This is a genomic window from Sphingomonas sp. LY54 (assembly GCF_035594035.1).
Lineage (GTDB): Bacteria > Pseudomonadota > Alphaproteobacteria > Sphingomonadales > Sphingomonadaceae > Allosphingosinicella.
Window position 1 is genome coordinate 2,735,718 of the sequence record NZ_CP141588.1, and the last position, 16,720, is coordinate 2,752,437.

A 16,720-nucleotide genomic window follows, 5' to 3' on the forward strand; every position below is an offset into this window, starting at 1 on the left:
CGGAGCGCCTAGCCGCCAACCGCCCCCGTAATCAACACCCCGCGATCAGAGACCTTCGGGTGCGGGCAGCCCTTTGCGCGCATGCGCGGCCACCAAGGTGTTGCGTAGCAGCACGGCGATGGTCATCGGCCCGACGCCGCCGGGGACGGGCGTGATGGCGCCCGCCACCGCTTGCGCGCTGGCGAAATCGACGTCGCCGACCAGGCGGGTCTTGCCCTCGTCCGCCGGGACGCGGTTGATGCCGACGTCGATCACGGTCGCTCCGGGCTTCAGCCAGTCGCCCTTGATCATCTCGGGCCGGCCGACCGCTGCGACGACGATGTCGGCGCGCCGGACCACGTCGGCGAGGTCGCGCGTGCGGCTGTGGGCGATCGTAACGGTGCAATTTTCCTGCAGGAGCAATTGCGCCATCGGCTTGCCGACGATGTTCGAGCGGCCGATCACGACCGCGTCGAGGCCCGAAAGGTCGCCGAGCTTGTCCTTGAGCAGCATCAGCGAGCCGAGCGGCGTGCAGGGCACCATCGCCTCCTCGCCCACGGCAAGCCGGCCGGCATTGGCGACGTGGAAGCCGTCGACGTCCTTGGCCGGGTCGATCGCCGCGATCACGGCCTTGTCGTCAACGCCGCGGGGCAAGGGGAGCTGGACCAGGATGCCGTCCACCGCCTCGTCGGCGTTGAGCCGCTCGACGAGCGCGATCAGTTCGTCCTGGCCGGTGGTGTCGGGCAGCTTGTGCTCGAAGCTCTCCATGCCGGCCGCGAGCGTGGCCTTGCCCTTGGAGCGGACATAGACCTGGCTCGCGGGATCCTCGCCGACCAGCACGACGGCGAGGCCGGGCTTGCGGCCGGCTTGGGCGACGAAGGCCGGGACGGCGTCGGCGATGCGGGTGCGGAGGCCTTCGGCGAAGGCCTTTCCGTCGATGATGGCAGCGGTCATTGCGATCCTAGTACGCGACATCCGCGGCGAGGCCGCTGAGCAGCATCCGTGCGACCACGATCAGGAGCAGCACCACGAGCGGCGAGAAATCGATGCCGCCGAAATCGGGGAGGATGCGGCGGATCGGCCGATAGAGCGGCTCGGTGATGCGGTCGAGCGCGTAGAGGAACGAGCGGACGAAATCGTTCGTCGTGTTGATCACATTGAACGCGACTAGCCAGCTGATGATGGCCTGGGCGATGATGATATAGCTCAGCACCCGCAGCAGCAGGTCGATGACGCCGAAAAGGGCAAGCAGCATTAAAGTCTCCCCGCGAGCACAAGGCTCCCATGAGCCTCGCCATGTAGGGGAGCATGGCGGATCGGGCAATGGAGACGCTGAAATCGGCGGGGCGATTGAGAGGTGGTCAGGGAACGCAGGGCCGGTCCGCCGGGTTGGAGGGATCGAGCACCAACGGGAGCATTTTCATGAAGGGTTATGTCGACAACATCGAGCGGGTGACGGTCGCCAACGAGGATTTCCGCCGCGTCCTTTATACCGGCAAGAATCTGCAGCTTGTCCTGATGACGCTCCCCGCCGGCTGCGACATCGGCGAGGAGGTGCACGAGGACCGCGACCAGTTCTTCCGCATCGAGGAGGGAAGCGGCACCATCCATATCGACGGCACGGCGCACAAGGTGGAGGACGATTTCGCGGTGATCGTGCCGGCCGGTGCCCGCCACAATGTCGTCAACGACAGCGACGCTCCGCTTCGCCTCTACACCATTTACGGCCCGCCCGAGCATAAGGACGGCGTGGTCCACAAGGATAAGGCGCAGGCCGAGCGCGACCACGACAATGACGAGTGGGACGGCAAGACGACCGAATGACGCGGCCCGCGCCTGGCCATCGCGCCATAGCCGCCGACTTCCACCAGGCCGTGAACATGTCGGCCGACGAGCTCGAGGCATGGCTGGCCACGCCGGAGAGCCACGCCGTCGGGCAGAAGGTGGACGGCGGCGAATCCGTCGGCCACGCATCCGGCCGGCGGATCGTCGCCATCCTGCGCGCTGGCGGGCAGGGGCTTGATGAGGACGACTGGCGCCATATGCTCAAGGTGGTCGGATTCGTGCGCCGGCATCGCGCGCAGGAGCCCGCGAACATGGTGACATCGCGCTGGCGATATGCGTTGATGAACTGGGGCCACGATCCCTTGAAATGAGCCATCCTGGGCACGACTTCCCCCGTTGACCCAAAGGGACTCGGTCGCTATAGGCCGCCCCTGCCCGGGGCTGGTGGTGGTTCCCTCAAAGAACCAAACGCTGCTTGTGACGGTGCAAGAGCTTGAACATTGCTGCGCGTTCGCGAAGGCCTGGGGGGCCGTTTTGGCCGCCGGGGCATTTGTGCATTTTGCGTTGCAGTAAAGTAACTTAAAGGTGAAGGGCTTCATGCCGACGATTAACCAGCTGATCCGCAAGGGTCGCGAGCCGCAGAAAGAGCGCTCGAAAGTCCCCGCGATGGAGGCGAATCCGCAGAAGCGCGGCGTCTGCACTCGCGTCTATACGACGACCCCGAAGAAGCCGAACTCGGCGCTGCGCAAGGTTGCCAAGGTCCGCCTGACCAACCAGCGCGAAGTGATCAGCTACATTCCCGGTGAAGGCCACAACCTTCAGGAGCATAGCGTCGTCCTCATCCGCGGCGGCCGTGTGCGCGACCTTCCGGGCGTGCGCTACCACGTGCTGCGCGGCGTGCTCGACACCCAGGGTGTCAAGGACCGTCGCCAGAGCCGTTCGAAGTACGGCGCCAAGCGTCCGAAGTAAGGGAATTTAGAGATGTCTCGTCGTCGTCGCCCAGAAAAGCGCGAAATCCTTCCCGATCCGAAGTTCGGGGATATCGTCCTTTCCAAATTCATGAACTCCGTCATGCTCGACGGCAAGAAGTCGACTGCCGAAGGTATCGTCTACGGTGCCTTCGACACGGTTGAGGCCCGCGCCAAGCGCGAGCCGATCGGCGTGTTCCATGACGCGCTCAACAATATCAAGCCGGGCATCGAGGTCCGCAGCCGCCGCGTCGGCGGTGCGACCTACCAGGTCCCGGTGGAAGTCCGTCCGGAGCGTGCTCAGGCGCTTGCCATCCGTTGGCTGATCTCCGCCGCCCGCGCGCGCTCGGAGAACACCATGGCGGCCCGCCTCTCGGGCGAGCTGATGGACGCCGCGAACAACCGCGGTAACGCCGTCAAGAAGCGCGAAGATACGCACCGTATGGCCGAGGCCAACCGCGCCTTCTCGCACTACCGCTGGTAAGCAATCCTTATATCGTGGGGGACGGGCCCGGCCTGATCCCCCACATCGGAGTTTAAGATCATGGCCCGCAGCCATCCGCTCGAGAAATATCGCAACATCGGCATCATGGCGCACATCGACGCCGGTAAGACGACGACCACCGAGCGCATCCTTTTCTATACCGGCAAGAACTACAAGATCGGCGAGACCCATGAGGGCACCGCCACCATGGACTGGATGGAGCAGGAGCAGGAGCGCGGGATCACGATCACGTCGGCCGCGACGACCTGTTTCTGGAACGACCACCGGATCAACATCATCGACACGCCGGGCCACGTCGACTTCACCATCGAGGTGGAGCGCTCGCTGCGCGTGCTCGACGGCGCGATCACCGCGTTCGACGGCGTTGCCGGCGTTGAGCCGCAGTCCGAGACGGTGTGGCGCCAGGCCGACAAGTACAAAGTGCCGCGCATGTGCTACATCAACAAGCTTGATCGCACCGGCGCGAACTTCGATCGCTGCGTGCAGATGATCAAGGACCGCCTCGGCTCGCGCCCGGCCGTCCTCTATCTTCCGATCGGCATCGAGAGCAGCTTCATCGGCCTCGTCGACCTCGTCGAGAACCGCGCCATCGTGTGGCTCGACGACGCGCTCGGCGCGAAGTTCGAATATCGCGAGATTCCGGACGACATGAAGGATTCGGCCGCCCTTGCCCGCAGCGAGCTCATCGAGCTTGCCGTCGAGCAGGACGATGCGGCGATGGAAGCCTATCTCGAAGGCACCGAGCCCGACGTCGCGACGCTGAAGAAGCTGCTCCGCAAGGGCACGCTTGCATTCGACTTCGTGCCGGTCCTGTGCGGCTCGTCGTTCAAGAATAAGGGCGTGCAGCCGCTTCTCGACGCGGTCGTCGACTATCTGCCGTCCCCGCTCGACATCCCGCCGGTCGAAGGCCTCAAGCTCGACGGCGAGACCGTCGAGACCCGTCCGCCGGCCGACGACGCGCCCTTCTCCGCGCTGGCCTTCAAGATCATGAACGATCCGTTCGTCGGAACGCTCACCTTCGCACGCATCTATTCGGGCAAGCTCGAAACCGCGTCGCAGGTCATGAACTCGGTCAAGGACAAGAAGGAAAAGGTCGGCCGCATGCTGCTCATGCATGCCAATGACCGCGAGGACATCCAGGTGGCATATGCCGGCGATATCGTCGCGCTTGCCGGCCTCAAGGATACCACGACCGGCGACACGCTTTGCGCGTCGGCCGCTCCGATCATCCTCGAGCGCATGGAATTCCCGGAGCCGGTGATCGAGGTCGCGGTCGAGCCGAAGACCAAGGCCGACCAGGAGAAGATGGGCGTCGCGCTCAATCGTCTCGCCCGCGAGGATCCGTCATTCCGCGTGTCCTCGGACAACGAGAGCGGCCAGACCATCATCAAGGGCATGGGCGAGCTCCATCTCGAGATCCTGGTCGATCGCATGAAGCGCGAGTTCAAGGTCGAAGCGAACGTCGGCGCGCCGCAGGTGGCGTACCGCGAGAGCTTGGCCAAGAAGGTCGACGTCGACTACACCCACAAGAAGCAGTCGGGCGGCTCCGGCCAGTTCGGCCGCATCAAGTTCACCGTCGAGCCGGGCGAGCGCGGCCAGGGCATCATCTTCAACGATGAGGTCAAGGGCGGCAACATTCCGAAGGAATATATCCCGTCGGTCGAAAAGGGCATTCGCGAGATCGCAGCGTCGGGTTCGCTGATCGGCTTCCCGATCATCGATTTCACCGCGACCCTGTATGACGGCGCCTACCACGACGTCGACTCGTCGGCTCTCGCCTTCGAAATCACGGGTCGTGGCGGCATGCGCGAAGCCGCGCAGAAAGCCGGCATCAAGCTGCTCGAGCCGATCATGAAGGTCGAAGTCGTCACTCCCGAGGACTATCTCGGCGACGTCATCGGCGACTTGAACAGCCGCCGTGGCCAGATTCAGGGCACGGACAGCCGGGGCAATGCACAGGTCGTCGAAGCGATGGTGCCGCTTGCCAATATGTTCGGTTACGTTAATGAGCTGCGATCCTTCTCGCAGGGCCGCGCTCAATATTCGATGCAGTTCTCGCATTACGAAGAAGTGCCAGCGAACGTCGCCGAAGAGGTCAAGGCGAAGCTCGCCTGATCGGTTACGAACAAGTTTGAAGTTGAACACAGAGACGAGGGTTTTGGAAAATGGCGAAAGCTAAGTTTGAGCGGACGAAGCCGCACTGCAACATCGGCACCATCGGTCACGTCGACCACGGCAAGACCTCGCTGACGGCAGCGATCACGAAGGTGCTCGCCGAGACCGGCGGCGCGACGTTCACCAGCTACGACAACATCGACAAGGCGCCGGAAGAGCGCGAGCGCGGCATCACGATCTCGACCAGCCACGTCGAGTATGAGACCGAAGCGCGCCACTATGCGCACGTCGATTGCCCGGGCCACGCCGACTATGTGAAGAACATGATCACCGGCGCCGCGCAGATGGACGGCGGCATCCTGGTGGTTTCGGCCGCCGACGGCCCGATGCCGCAGACCCGCGAGCACATCCTGCTCGCCCGTCAGGTCGGCGTTCCGGCGCTCGTCGTGTTCATGAACAAGGTCGACCAGGTCGACGACGAGGAGCTGCTCGAGCTCGTCGAGCTCGAGATCCGCGAGCTGCTGTCGTCCTACGACTTCCCGGGCGACGACATTCCCGTCATCAAGGGTTCGGCTCTGGCCGCCCTCGAGGACAGCAACACCACGATCGGCCGTGACGCCGTTCTGGAGCTGATGAAGGCCGTCGACGACTACATCCCGCAGCCGGAGCGTCCGCTCGACAAGGCGTTCCTGATGCCGATCGAGGACGTGTTCTCGATCTCCGGCCGCGGCACCGTCGTGACCGGCCGCGTCGAGACCGGTATCGTCAAGGTTGGTGAGGAAGTCGAGATCGTCGGCATCAAGGACACCAAGAAGACCGTCGTGACCGGCGTCGAAATGTTCCGCAAGCTGCTCGACCAGGGCCAGGCCGGCGACAACATCGGTGCGCTGATCCGTGGCGTGGGCCGTGAAGAAGTCGAGCGTGGCCAGGTTCTGGCCAAGCCGGGTTCGATCACCCCGCACACCGACTTCTCGGCCGAGGTCTATGTCCTCTCGAAGGACGAAGGTGGCCGTCACACGCCGTTCTTCGCCAACTACCGTCCGCAGTTCTACTTCCGCACGACCGACGTGACGGGCGAAGTGGTTCTTCCGGAAGGCACCGAGATGGTCATGCCCGGCGACAACGTCACGCTCGGCGTGAAGCTGATCGCCCCGATCGCCATGGACCAGGGCCTGCGCTTCGCGATCCGCGAAGGCGGTCGTACCGTCGGCGCAGGGGTTGTCGGAACGATCTCGAAGTAATATAGGGCCGTCAGCCGCCCGGATCGGAGAGATTCGGGCGGCTCGCCTTTAGTACGAGTTTTTGGCCGAACCGGGGCCCCGCGGCTCCGGTAAGCCTTGTTTGATCGCCCTCGCTGAAGAGGGTTGGCTCTTTCGCATCGGTATGGACATGGAAACGCAGAATATCCGCATTCGCCTGAAGGCGTTCGATCATCGTGTGCTCGATCAGGCTACTGGCGACATTGCCGACACGGCGCGTCGCACCGGCGCCCTGATCCGCGGTCCCATTCCTCTTCCGACGCGCATCGAGAAGTTCACCGTCAACCGTTCGCCCCACGTCGACAAGAAGTCGCGCGAACAGTTCGAGGTGCGCACCTACAAGCGGCTGCTGGACATCGTGCAGCCCACCCCGCAGACGGTCGACGCTTTGATGAAGCTCGATCTCGCAGCGGGTGTTGATGTCGAGATCAAGCTCGCCTAAGAGGCGGGCGCGCGTCGCCTTTTAGGGCCGACGCAAGGATTCGGGATACCGCACGGATTTATCCGTGGTCTGCGTCCCCCGCATCCCGCGAGTGGGTTTTCGTCGCAATGACGCGACGAAATCTTTGGCGGGAATAGCCCAGCGGGGCACGCTTCTTTTTTGGGCTAGCACGCCCGTGGAAATGGTTCCGCGGGCCTCTGTGTAAGGAGTTTGGTCATGCGCACTGGCGTGATCGCGAAGAAATTGGGGATGACCCGCATATTCCAGGACGACGGGCGGCACGTGCCGGTTACCGTCCTGTCTCTCGACAATCTTCAGGTCGTCGCGCGCCGCGAAGCCGAGCGTGACGGCTATGTGGCGGTTCAGCTCGGCGCCGGTTCGGCGAAGGCGAAGAACCTGACCAAGCCGGAGCGCGGCCATTTCGGCAAGGCCGAGGTGGAGCCGAAGGCCCGCGTCGTCGAGTTCCGTGTCGCCGAGGATGCGCTCCTTGACGTCGGCGCCGAAATCTCCGCCGATCACTTCATTGCCGGCCAGCTGGTCGACATCCAGGGTGTCACGCAGGGCAAGGGCTTCGCCGGCGTCATGAAGCGCTGGGGCTTCGGCGGCATGCACGCCACCCACGGCGTCTCGGTCTCCCACCGTGCGCACGGCTCGACCGGCCAGCGTCAGGATCCGGGCCGCGTCTTCAAGAACAAGAAGATGGCTGGCCACATGGGCGCCAAGAACCGCACGCAGCAGAATCTCGAGGTCGTTCGCACCGACGTCGAGCGCGGCCTGATCTTCGTGAAGGGCTCCGTGCCCGGTCACAAGGGCGGCTGGCTGATCGTCAAGGACGCCGTGAAGGTCGCCCGTCCGGCTGACGTTCCCTATCCGGCCGGCCTCAAGCAGGCTGCCAGCAACAACAACGCTCCCGCTGAAACCCCGGCCGAGGCCGAGGCACCGGTGGCAGCGACCGAAGGCCAGGAAGGCTAAGCAATGAAGGTCAAGGTTCAAACCCTCGACGCCAAGGCCAGCGGCGACATCGAGCTCAACGACGAAGTCTTCGCCGTCGAGCCGCGTGCCGACATCCTGCACCGCGTCGTCACCTGGCAGCTCGAGAAGCGCCGCGGTACTGCCCGCGCCGCCCGCGAGCGTTCGGATGTCGCCCGCACGGGCAAGAAGTTCGGTCGCCAGAAGGGCGGCGGTACGGCTCGTCACGGCGATCGCCGCGCCCCGATCTTCATCGGCGGCGGCAAGGCCCACGGTCCCCGCGTTCGCGACTTCAATCCGTCGCTGAACAAGAAGGTTCGTGCGCTCGGTCTGAAGATGGCGCTCTCGTCCAAGGCTCGCGACGGCAAGCTCGTCGTCATGGACAGCCTCGACGTCAGCGAAGCCAAGACCAAGGTCCTGGCCGAGAAGCTGACCAAGCTTGGCTTCGGCAAGACCCTGGTGATCGACGGCGACGCACTGAACGTCGGCTTCGCTCTGGCTTCGTCCAACCTCCACCAGGTCAATCTGCTCCCGGCGGTCGGCGCGAACGTCTACGATATTCTGAAGCATGAGACTCTGGTGCTGACGCGCGCCGCGGTCGAGAAGCTGGAGGCGCGTTTCAATGGCTAAGAAGCCTGCCAAGACGGCGGTCGACATCAATCATTATGATGTCGTTCTCGCCCCGCACATCACCGAGAAGACGACCCTGCTCTCCGAGCAGAATGCGGTCGTGTTCAAGGTCGCGAACGACGCCACGAAGCCGCAGATCAAGGCGGCCGTCGAGGCCTTGTTCAGCGTCAAGGTAATGGGCGTGAACACGCTGACCCAGAAGGGCAAGCGGAAGCTGTGGAAGGGTCGTCCCTACACGCGCTCCGACGTCAAGAAGGCGATCGTGACGCTGGCCGAAGGCCAGTCGATCGACGTCACCACCGGTATCTGAGGCGCGTAAGAGATGGCACTCAAATCCTATAATCCGACCACCTCGTCGCAGCGCGGCCTGATCCTGGTCGACAAGTCGGCGCTCTGGAAGGGCAAGCCGGTCAAGGCGCTTACCGAAGGCAAGCGCAAGACCGGCGGCCGCAACAACCAGGGCCATGTGACCTCGCGCGGCATCGCCGGCGGTCACAAGCAGCGTTACCGCTACATCGACTTCAAGCGTCGCAAGTGGGACATGGCGGCTACCGTCGAGCGGCTCGAATACGATCCCAACCGCACCGCGTTCATCGCGCTGGTGAAGTATGAGGACGGTGAGCTCGCCTACATCATCGCTCCGCAGCGCCTCGGCGTCGGCGACACCATCGTCGCCGGCAAGAAGACCGACGTGAAGCCGGGCAACGCCATGGAGCTGGGCCAGATGCCGGTCGGCACCATCGTCCACAACGTGGAGATGAAGCCGGGCAAGGGCGGTCAGATCGCCCGCTCCGCCGGCACCTATGTCCAGGTCGTCGGTCGCGATCGCGGCATGGTCATCGTCCGCCTGAACTCGGGCGAGCAGCGTTACCTGCGGTCGGATTGCATGGGCACGGTTGGCGCGGTCTCGAACCCCGACAACCAGAACCAGAATTTCGCCAAGGCCGGTCGTACCCGCTGGATGGGCCGTCGCCCGCTGACCCGCGGCGTCGCCAAGAACCCGGTCGATCACCCGCATGGCGGCGGTGAAGGCCGCACCTCGGGCGGCCGTCATCCGGTCACCCCGTGGGGCAAGCCGACCAAGGGTGCGCGCACCCGTTCGAACAAGGCGACGGACAAGATGATCATCCGTTCGCGTCACGCGAAGAAGAAGAGGTAAGTAATGGCCCGCTCCATCTGGAAAGGTCCGTTCGTCGAGCTGTCGCTGCTGAAGAAGGCAGAGACGGCGCAGGAGGCCGGTGGCCGCGCTCCGATCAAGACCTGGTCGCGCCGCTCCACCATTCTTCCGCAGTTCGTCGGGCTCACGTTCAACGTCTACAATGGCCGCAAGTTCGTTCCCGTTTCGGTGAGCGAAGAGATGGTCGGCATGAAGCTGGGCGAGTTCGCTCCCACCCGCTTCTTCCCGGGCCACGCTGCCGACAAGAAGGGCAAGAGGTAAGCCATGGGCAAGCAGAAGAGCCCCCGCAAGGTTGCGGACAACGAGGCGCTGTCGGTCGGCACGCAGATCCGCGGTTCGGCCCAGAAGCTGAACCTGGTGGCGGCGCTGATCCGCGGCCGCAAGGCTGAGGACGCGCTCAACATCCTCCAGTTCTCGCCCAAGGCGATGGCCGTGGACGTGCGCAAGGTTCTGGCCTCGGCCATTGCCAATGCCGAGAACAATCACAATCTGGATGTCGACAGCCTCGTCGTCGCTGAGGCTTCGGTCGGCAAGAGCATCTCGATGAAGCGTTGGACGGCGCGTGCACGCGGCCGTTCGAGCCGGATCGTCAAGCCGTTCAGCCGCGTGCGCATCGTCGTCCGCGAGCAGCAGGAAGCAGAATAATGGGTCAGAAGAGCAATCCTATCGGTCTGCGCCTGCAGATCAACCGGACCTGGGACAGCCGTTGGTACGCCGAAGGCGCCGACTATAGCCGTCTCCTGGTCGAGGATCTGAAGATCCGCGAGTTCGTCATGAAGACGCTGCCGCAGGCGGCGATCTCCAAGGTCGTGATCGAGCGCCCTGCCAAGCTCTGCCGCGTCAGCATCTATGCCGCGCGTCCGGGCGTGATCATCGGCAAGAAGGGCGCCGACATCGAGAAGCTGCGTAAGCAACTCGGTGCGATGACCTCCAGCGACGTCTCGCTGAACATCGTCGAGATCCGCAAGCCCGAGATCGACGCCAAGCTCGTCGCTCAGGGCGTTGCCGACCAGCTCGAGCGTCGTATCGCTTTCCGTCGTGCCATGAAGCGCGCGGTGCAGTCTGCCCTGCGTCTCGGCGCAGAGGGCATCCGGATCACCTGCGGCGGCCGCCTCGGCGGCGCCGAGATCGCGCGTACCGAATGGTATCGCGAGGGCCGGGTTCCGCTGCACACCTTGCGCGGCAACGTCGATTATGCTGAGGCGCAGGCCCACACCGCTTATGGCGTGTGCGGCGTCAAAGTCTGGATCTTCAAGGGTGAGATCCTGGGCCACGATCCGATGGCTCAGGACCGGCTCATGATGGAAGCGCAAACCTCGGGGGTTCGGCCGGCGCGCTAAGGGAGTTCTCCCTTAGCAGCGTCGCTTGATCGACCGACAATCGGTGTCAGAAAGCGAATAGAAGATGCTGCAACCCAAACGGACTAAGTTCCGCAAGGCCTTCAAGGGCCGCATTCACGGCAATGCCAAGGGCGGCACCGAGCTCAATTTCGGTGCGTTCGGCCTGAAGGCAATGGAGCCGGAGCGTATCACGGCTCGCCAGATCGAGGCGGCCCGCCGCGCGATCACCCGCCACATCCGCCGTCAGGGCCGTCTCTGGATCCGCGTGTTCCCGGACGTGCCGGTCTCGAAGAAGCCGGCCGAAGTCCGCCAGGGCAAGGGCAAGGGCTCGAACGAATATTGGGCGGCGCGCGTGAAGCCCGGCCGTATCCTGTTCGAGCTGGACGGCGTTCCCGGTCCGCTCGCCCGCGTGGCTTTCGAGCGCGCCATGGAAAAACTGCCGATCAAGACGAAGGTGGTCGCCCGCCTCGGTGAATCGGTGATCGAGGAAGCTTAAGAGATGGCCAAGATCGACGATCTCAAGACCAGGACAGACGACCAGCTTCAGGAGCAGCTGGGCGAACTGAAGCGCGAGGCCTTCAACCTCCGCTTCCAGGCCGCCACCAACCAGCTCGAGAAGCCGTCGCGCGTCCGCGAGGTTCGCCGCGATATCGCGCGGATCAAGACGCTGCAGAGCGAGCGCGTGCGTGCCGCTCAGGCCAAGGCCTAAGGAGTTACCATGCCGAAGCGCATTCTGACCGGGACGATCGTTTCCGATAAGACCGACAAGACTGTCGTGGTGAAGGTCGAACGGCGGGTGAAGCACCCGCTCTACGGCAAGATCATCAAGCGGTCTAAGAAGTATCATGCCCATGACGAGGGCAATGAGTATCACGAGGGCGAGACCGTCCGCATCGAAGAGACGCGGCCGATCTCCAAGCTGAAGACCTGGAAGGTGATCGAGCGTGTCGACACGCACGCCACCCCGGCCAAGGCTGACGTCGCCTAACATTTGAAGCTGATCGCCGGGCTGGTCCCGGTTGAAGTGAGAGAAGGAATGGATCGATGATCCAGATGCAGTCAAACCTTGATGTCGCTGACAATTCCGGCGCCAAGCGCGTCCAGTGCATCAAGGTGCTTGGCGGTTCTAAGCGCCGCTTTGCCGGCGTGGGCGACATCATCGTCGTCTCCGTCAAGGAAGCGGCCCCGCGCGGCCGCGTGAAGAAGGGTGACGTTCACAAGGCCGTCATCGTGCGTACGGCAAAGGACATTCACCGCGCCGACGGGTCGACCATCCGGTTCGATTCCAACGCGGCGGTGCTCGTCAACAACAACCAGGAGCCGATCGGTACCCGTATCTTCGGCCCGGTCGTCCGCGAATTGCGCGCGAAGAAGCACATGAAGATCATCTCGCTCGCGCCGGAGGTTTTGTAAGATCATGGCTGCTGCGAAGATCAAGAAGGGCGACAAGGTCGTCATCCTGTCCGGCAAGGACAAGGGCAAGCACGGCGAAGTCACCAAGTCGCTCCCCAAGGACGGCAAGGTGATCGTGGCGGGCGTGAACATCATCACGCGCCACAAGAAGCCGACGCAGGCGAACCCGCAGGGCGGGCTCGAGCGCGCCGAGGCTCCGCTGCACGTATCCAAGGTTGCGCTCGAAGACCCGAAGACCGGCAAGCCGACGCGGGTCCGCTTCGAAGTGCGCGACGGCAACAAGGTCCGCGTCGCTGCGCGGTCCGGGGAGACGATCAATGGCTGAAGCCAAGAAGGACGGCTACACGCCGCGCCTCAAGAAGGATTATGACGACCGCATCGTCAAGGCGATGACGGAGAAGTTCGGCTACAAGAACCGCCTCGAGGTTCCGCGGGTCGAAAAGATCGTCATCAACATGGGCGTTGGCGAAGCCACCCAGGACAAGAAGAAGGTCGACGTCGCAGCTGCCGAAATGGAGCTGATCGCCGGCCAGAAGCCTGTCATCACCAAGGCGAAGAAGTCGATCGCGCAGTTCAAGCTGCGTGAAGGCATGCCGATCGGTGTCAAGGTGACGCTGCGCCGCGAGCGTATGTACGAGTTCCTGGACCGGCTGATCACGATCGCGCTTCCGCGCGTTCGCGACTTCCGCGGCCTCAACCCGAAGTCGTTCGACGGCCGTGGCAACTATGCCATGGGTCTCAAGGAACAGATCATTTTCCCTGAGATCAGCTATGACCGCATCGACAAGGTGCGCGGCATGGATGTCATCGTCACCACCACCGCGAAGACGGACGAGGAAGCGCGCGAGCTGCTGCGCCTCTTCAATTTCCCGTTCCCGCGCACCGAAGAAGATCAGAAGCAGGCCGCGTAAGCGCCCGCTTCGGACTAGAGAAGGAAGAGAACTTAAGTCATGGCGAAACTGAGTTCGATCAACAAGAATGAGCGTCGCAAGAAGCTGGTGAAGAAATATGCCGGCCAGTATGCGAAGCTGAGGGCGATTGCGGACGACGAGTCCAAGGACGAGACCGAGCGCCTGATCGCGCGTCTCAAGATGGCCGAGATCCCGCGCAACGCGAACCCCACCCGGGTCCGCAACCGTTGCCAGATCACGGGCCGTCCGCGCGCCAACTATCGCAAATTCGGGCTTTCGCGAATCATGCTGCGGGAACTGGGCAACAAGGGCCTGATCCCCGGTCTGACGAAGTCCAGCTGGTAAGGTATATAAGATGCCATTGACCGATCCTCTGGGTGATATGCTCACCCGCATCCGTAACGGCCAGCAGGCGCGCAAGGACAGCGTGGTTTCCCCCGCGTCCAAGCTCCGCGTGCGCGTTCTCGAAGTGCTCCAGCGCGAAGGCTACATTCGTGGCTACAGCGAAGAAGCGCTGGGCGCCCACAAGGGCCTCCGCATCGAGCTGAAATATTTCGAAGGCCAGCCCGCGATCCAGCATGTGTCGCGCATTTCGAAGCCCGGCCGCCGCGTCTACTCGGGAAGCCAGGAGCTGCCCCGGGTCCGCAACGGCCTCGGCATCACCATCGTCTCGACGCCGAAGGGTGTTCTGTCCGACGCGGAAGCGCGCGACCAGAATGTCGGCGGCGAAGTGCTGGCGGAGGTGTTCTGATGAGCCGCATTGGTAAAGTTCCCGTCACGCTGCCCGGCAACGTCACGGCCACGATCGAAGGCTCGATCCTGTCGGTGAAGGGACCCAAGGGCACCCTCACGATGCCGATGCTCGACGACATCAGCTACGGCATCGAAGAAGGCCGTATCGTGGTGAAGCCGGCCAACGAGACCAAGCGCGCACGCTCCTTCTGGGGCATGCACCGCACGCTGGTTCAGAACCTGGTCACCGGTGTGACCGACGGTTTCAGCAAGGTCCTCGAGATCACCGGCGTCGGCTACCGCGCCGCGGCCCAGGGCAAGAACCTGCGCCTGCAGCTCGGCTACAGCCACGACGTCAACATCGCGGTGCCGGAAGGCCTCGAGGTGAAGACCCCGGATCAGACCACGGTCGAGATCAGCGGCATCGATCGGCAGAAGGTCGGCCAGCTGGCCGCCGAGATCCGCCGTTGGCGCAAGCCGGAGCCCTATAAGGGCAAGGGCATCAAGTATCGCGGCGAGTTCATCTTCCGCAAAGAAGGCAAGAAGAAGTAAGCCATGGCCAAAATGTCTCTCTTCGATCGGCGCCGTCAACGCGTCCGCACCGCGCTTCGCAAGCGCGCTGGTGATCGCCTGCGCCTGTCGATCCATCGCTCGGGCAAGCACATCTACGCCCAGGTCATCGACGATGCCGCCGGCCGCACGGTCGCTTCGGCTTCGACGATCGACAAGGACGTCAAGGGCAAGGGCGGTGCGACCACCAGCTCTGCCCAGGATGTCGGGCGTCGTGTCGCCGAGCGCGCCAAGGCTGCGGGCGTGACCCGTGTTATCTTTGATCGTGGCGGTTTTCTGTTCCACGGCCGCGTGAAGGCTCTCGCCGATGCCGCGCGCGAAGGCGGATTGGAGTTCTAATCGATGGCTGACGAAAACAATCAGGCCCCTGAGGGCCAGGCTCCGGAGGCAGTTGCCGCCGAGGGTCAGCCGACCGAGGCCCGCCGCGAACGCGGCGCCCGCGGTGGCCGTGGTCGCGACGGCGGCCGTGACAATCGCGGTGGCGGCCGTGGCCGTCGCGACGATCGTCGCGGTGGCAATCGCGAGGATGAGGGCGAGGAGCTCGTCGAGAAGCTCGTCCACATCAACCGCGTCTCGAAGACGGTGAAGGGCGGTAAGCGCTTCGGTTTCGCCGCGCTCGTCGTCGTTGGCGACGGCAAGGGCCGGGCCGGCTTCGGCCATGGCAAGGCGCGCGAAGTGCCGGAAGCCATCTCCAAGGCGACTGCCGCCGCGAAGAAGGCGATGGTCCGCGTTCCGCTGCGCGAAGGCCGCACGCTGCACCATGATGGCAAGGGCCATTTCGGTGCGGGTCGCGTCTACGTCCGCTCGGCGCCGCAGGGCACCGGCATCATCGCCGGCGGTCCGATGCGCGCGGTGTTCGAGAGTCTCGGCGTTGCCGACGTGGTGACCAAGTCGGTCGGCACCTCGAACCCCTACAACATGATCCGGGCGACTTTCGAGGCGCTCAAGGATCAGAGCAGCCCCAAGGCGGTGGCGCAGCGTCGCGGCAAGAAGATTGCCGATCTGATGGCGCGTCGTGCCGGCCTGTCGGGCGCGGAAGCTTCGGCGGAAGCCGAAGCCGTGACGGAGTAAGCGTCTCATGGCGACGATCAAGATCACCCAGACCGGTTCGCCGATCCGGCGCACCCCCGATCAGCGCAAGACGCTGATCGGCCTGGGCCTCAACAAGATGCATCGCACGGTCGAGCTCGGCGACACCCCCGAGGTGCGCGGCATGATCAAGAAGGTGCAGCACATGGTGAAGGTCGAAGGCTGAAGCCTTCGACCGGGCGGCTTGCCAAAACGAGCCGCCTCACTATGAGAACGGAGCCCCGGCCCTCGTGCCGGGGTAACGTGTTTCAAATTCCAGCGCGAACATAGCGAAAGCGAGTGCAAATCATGAATCTCAACGATCTCCGCGACAACAAAGGTGCCCGTAAGTCCCGCGTCCGCGTCGGCCGCGGCATCGGTTCGGGCGTCGGCAAGACCGGCGGTCGCGGCCAGAAGGGCCAGAAGAGCCGCTCGGGCGTCTCGATCTGGGGCTTCGAGGGCGGTCAGATGCCGCTCCACATGCGGATCCCGAAGCGCGGCTTCAACAATCCGTTCGGCAAGGACTATGCCGAGGTGAACCTGGGCCAGATCCAGAAGCTGGTCGAAGCCGGCAAGCTGGACGCCAAGGGCACGATCGATCACGCCGCGCTCAAGGCCGCTGGCGTTGCTCGTGGCGGCAAGGACGGCGTCCGCATCCTCGCCAAGGGCACTTTCAGCACCAAGCTCGCCTTCCGCGTCGCCGGCCTCTCGGCCAGCGCCCGCCAGGCGATCGAAGCTGCCGGTGGTTCGGTCGATGTGATCGAGGTCATTCCGGCCGCCGAGAAGGCCGCGGCGAAGAAGGGCACGACCCGCGCCGCCGCCAAGAAGGCTGCCAAGGCGAAGGCCTGAACGGTTAG

General features: G+C 64.0%; 29 protein-coding genes. 27 read left to right on the top strand and 2 right to left on the bottom strand.

The window, feature by feature from the left end; translation table 11 throughout:
- Positions 1–45 precede the first annotated feature (45 nt).
- Entirely contained in the window at positions 46–933 is an 888-nt protein-coding gene (folD, locus tag SH591_RS13560) for a bifunctional methylenetetrahydrofolate dehydrogenase/methenyltetrahydrofolate cyclohydrolase FolD (RefSeq protein ID WP_324749573.1), read from the bottom strand.
- Between the two features lie 7 nt (positions 934–940).
- The gene (locus SH591_RS13565; RefSeq protein ID WP_322832820.1) at positions 941–1,234 is read right to left on the bottom strand and encodes a YggT family protein; all 294 of its coding nucleotides are present in this window, start codon (positions 1,232–1,234) and stop codon (positions 941–943) included.
- A gap of 167 nt (positions 1,235–1,401) precedes the next feature.
- Here SH591_RS13565 and SH591_RS13570 point away from each other — a divergent pair, with 167 nt between their 5' ends.
- The 27 genes from SH591_RS13570 to rplO all read left to right on the top strand — a co-directional run bounded on the left by SH591_RS13570 (position 1,402) and on the right by rplO (position 16,712).
- Positions 1,402–1,803, top strand: a complete 402-nt coding sequence (locus tag SH591_RS13570; RefSeq protein WP_324749574.1) for a cupin domain-containing protein — start codon at positions 1,402–1,404, stop codon at positions 1,801–1,803.
- Positions 1,800–2,135: a DUF3140 domain-containing protein gene (locus SH591_RS13575; protein WP_324749575.1), complete on the top strand. Its 336-nt coding sequence runs from the start codon at positions 1,800–1,802 to the stop codon at positions 2,133–2,135. The genes SH591_RS13570 and SH591_RS13575 overlap by 4 nt, the downstream gene beginning before the upstream one ends.
- 226 nt (positions 2,136–2,361) lie before the next feature.
- The gene (gene rpsL / locus SH591_RS13580) at positions 2,362–2,733 is read left to right on the top strand and encodes a 30S ribosomal protein S12 (protein WP_315724580.1); all 372 of its coding nucleotides are present in this window, start codon (positions 2,362–2,364) and stop codon (positions 2,731–2,733) included.
- Positions 2,734–2,745: 12 nt separating this feature from the next.
- Positions 2,746–3,216, top strand: a complete 471-nt coding sequence (gene rpsG / locus SH591_RS13585) for a 30S ribosomal protein S7 (protein WP_322832823.1) — start codon at positions 2,746–2,748, stop codon at positions 3,214–3,216.
- A gap of 60 nt (positions 3,217–3,276) precedes the next feature.
- On the top strand, positions 3,277–5,352 hold the full coding sequence (fusA, locus tag SH591_RS13590) for an elongation factor G (protein WP_322832824.1): 2,076 nt from the start codon (positions 3,277–3,279) through the stop codon (positions 5,350–5,352).
- A 50-nt stretch (positions 5,353–5,402) separates the two neighbouring features.
- Complete coding sequence (gene tuf / locus SH591_RS13595) at positions 5,403–6,593, top strand: elongation factor Tu (protein WP_322832825.1); 1,191 nt, start codon at positions 5,403–5,405, stop codon at positions 6,591–6,593.
- Positions 6,594–6,741: 148 nt separating this feature from the next.
- Positions 6,742–7,053, top strand: coding sequence for a 30S ribosomal protein S10 (gene rpsJ, locus SH591_RS13600; RefSeq protein ID WP_028969184.1), 312 nt, complete (start codon positions 6,742–6,744; stop codon positions 7,051–7,053).
- A gap of 216 nt (positions 7,054–7,269) precedes the next feature.
- A complete protein-coding gene (rplC, locus tag SH591_RS13605; RefSeq protein WP_324749576.1) occupies positions 7,270–8,025 on the top strand; it encodes a 50S ribosomal protein L3 in 756 nt (251 codons plus the stop codon).
- 3 nt (positions 8,026–8,028) lie between these two features.
- Positions 8,029–8,652 (top strand): 50S ribosomal protein L4, encoded by a 624-nt coding sequence (rplD, locus tag SH591_RS13610; RefSeq protein WP_322832827.1) that lies wholly within the window; start codon positions 8,029–8,031, stop codon positions 8,650–8,652.
- Positions 8,645–8,962: a 50S ribosomal protein L23 gene (locus tag SH591_RS13615; RefSeq protein WP_324749577.1), complete on the top strand. Its 318-nt coding sequence runs from the start codon at positions 8,645–8,647 to the stop codon at positions 8,960–8,962. Before rplD ends, SH591_RS13615 begins: the two co-directional genes overlap by 8 nt.
- A 12-nt stretch (positions 8,963–8,974) precedes the next feature.
- Positions 8,975–9,811 (top strand): 50S ribosomal protein L2, encoded by an 837-nt coding sequence (rplB, locus tag SH591_RS13620; RefSeq protein WP_322832829.1) that lies wholly within the window; start codon positions 8,975–8,977, stop codon positions 9,809–9,811.
- A gap of 3 nt (positions 9,812–9,814) precedes the next feature.
- A complete protein-coding gene (gene rpsS, locus SH591_RS13625) occupies positions 9,815–10,090 on the top strand; it encodes a 30S ribosomal protein S19 (protein WP_322832830.1) in 276 nt (91 codons plus the stop codon).
- Positions 10,091–10,093: 3 nt separating this feature from the next.
- A complete protein-coding gene (rplV, locus tag SH591_RS13630; protein WP_322832831.1) occupies positions 10,094–10,474 on the top strand; it encodes a 50S ribosomal protein L22 in 381 nt (126 codons plus the stop codon).
- Positions 10,474–11,169 (top strand): 30S ribosomal protein S3, encoded by a 696-nt coding sequence (rpsC, locus tag SH591_RS13635; protein WP_322832832.1) that lies wholly within the window; start codon positions 10,474–10,476, stop codon positions 11,167–11,169. Before rplV ends, rpsC begins: the two co-directional genes overlap by 1 nt.
- Before the next feature lie 64 nt (positions 11,170–11,233).
- Entirely contained in the window at positions 11,234–11,665 is a 432-nt protein-coding gene (gene rplP, locus SH591_RS13640) for a 50S ribosomal protein L16 (RefSeq protein ID WP_322832833.1), read from the top strand.
- Between the two features lie 3 nt (positions 11,666–11,668).
- The gene (gene rpmC / locus SH591_RS13645; RefSeq protein ID WP_322832834.1) at positions 11,669–11,878 is read left to right on the top strand and encodes a 50S ribosomal protein L29; all 210 of its coding nucleotides are present in this window, start codon (positions 11,669–11,671) and stop codon (positions 11,876–11,878) included.
- Positions 11,879–11,887: 9 nt separating this feature from the next.
- Positions 11,888–12,157 (top strand): 30S ribosomal protein S17, encoded by a 270-nt coding sequence (gene rpsQ / locus SH591_RS13650; RefSeq protein ID WP_322832835.1) that lies wholly within the window; start codon positions 11,888–11,890, stop codon positions 12,155–12,157.
- Between the two features lie 56 nt (positions 12,158–12,213).
- The gene (gene rplN, locus SH591_RS13655) at positions 12,214–12,582 is read left to right on the top strand and encodes a 50S ribosomal protein L14 (protein ID WP_166039530.1); all 369 of its coding nucleotides are present in this window, start codon (positions 12,214–12,216) and stop codon (positions 12,580–12,582) included.
- 4 nt (positions 12,583–12,586) lie between these two features.
- Positions 12,587–12,907, top strand: coding sequence for a 50S ribosomal protein L24 (rplX, locus tag SH591_RS13660; protein ID WP_322832836.1), 321 nt, complete (start codon positions 12,587–12,589; stop codon positions 12,905–12,907).
- Positions 12,900–13,493 carry a 50S ribosomal protein L5 gene (gene rplE / locus SH591_RS13665; protein WP_322832837.1) on the top strand — a complete coding sequence of 198 codons (594 nt, stop codon included), beginning with the start codon at positions 12,900–12,902 and terminating at the stop codon, positions 13,491–13,493. The genes rplX and rplE overlap by 8 nt, the downstream gene beginning before the upstream one ends.
- A gap of 39 nt (positions 13,494–13,532) precedes the next feature.
- Positions 13,533–13,838 (top strand): 30S ribosomal protein S14, encoded by a 306-nt coding sequence (gene rpsN / locus SH591_RS13670; RefSeq protein ID WP_322832838.1) that lies wholly within the window; start codon positions 13,533–13,535, stop codon positions 13,836–13,838.
- Positions 13,839–13,848: 10 nt separating this feature from the next.
- Positions 13,849–14,244 carry a 30S ribosomal protein S8 gene (rpsH, locus tag SH591_RS13675; RefSeq protein ID WP_322832839.1) on the top strand — a complete coding sequence of 132 codons (396 nt, stop codon included), beginning with the start codon at positions 13,849–13,851 and terminating at the stop codon, positions 14,242–14,244.
- Positions 14,244–14,777, top strand: a complete 534-nt coding sequence (gene rplF, locus SH591_RS13680; protein WP_324749578.1) for a 50S ribosomal protein L6 — start codon at positions 14,244–14,246, stop codon at positions 14,775–14,777. Before rpsH ends, rplF begins: the two co-directional genes overlap by 1 nt.
- Positions 14,778–14,780: 3 nt before the next feature.
- A complete protein-coding gene (gene rplR, locus SH591_RS13685; protein ID WP_322832841.1) occupies positions 14,781–15,134 on the top strand; it encodes a 50S ribosomal protein L18 in 354 nt (117 codons plus the stop codon).
- A 3-nt stretch (positions 15,135–15,137) separates the two neighbouring features.
- A complete protein-coding gene (gene rpsE, locus SH591_RS13690; protein ID WP_322832842.1) occupies positions 15,138–15,866 on the top strand; it encodes a 30S ribosomal protein S5 in 729 nt (242 codons plus the stop codon).
- A gap of 7 nt (positions 15,867–15,873) precedes the next feature.
- Positions 15,874–16,050: a 50S ribosomal protein L30 gene (gene rpmD / locus SH591_RS13695; protein WP_322832843.1), complete on the top strand. Its 177-nt coding sequence runs from the start codon at positions 15,874–15,876 to the stop codon at positions 16,048–16,050.
- Between the two features lie 122 nt (positions 16,051–16,172).
- The gene (rplO, locus tag SH591_RS13700; protein ID WP_322832844.1) at positions 16,173–16,712 is read left to right on the top strand and encodes a 50S ribosomal protein L15; all 540 of its coding nucleotides are present in this window, start codon (positions 16,173–16,175) and stop codon (positions 16,710–16,712) included.
- The last annotated feature ends 8 nt before the right edge of the window (positions 16,713–16,720 follow it).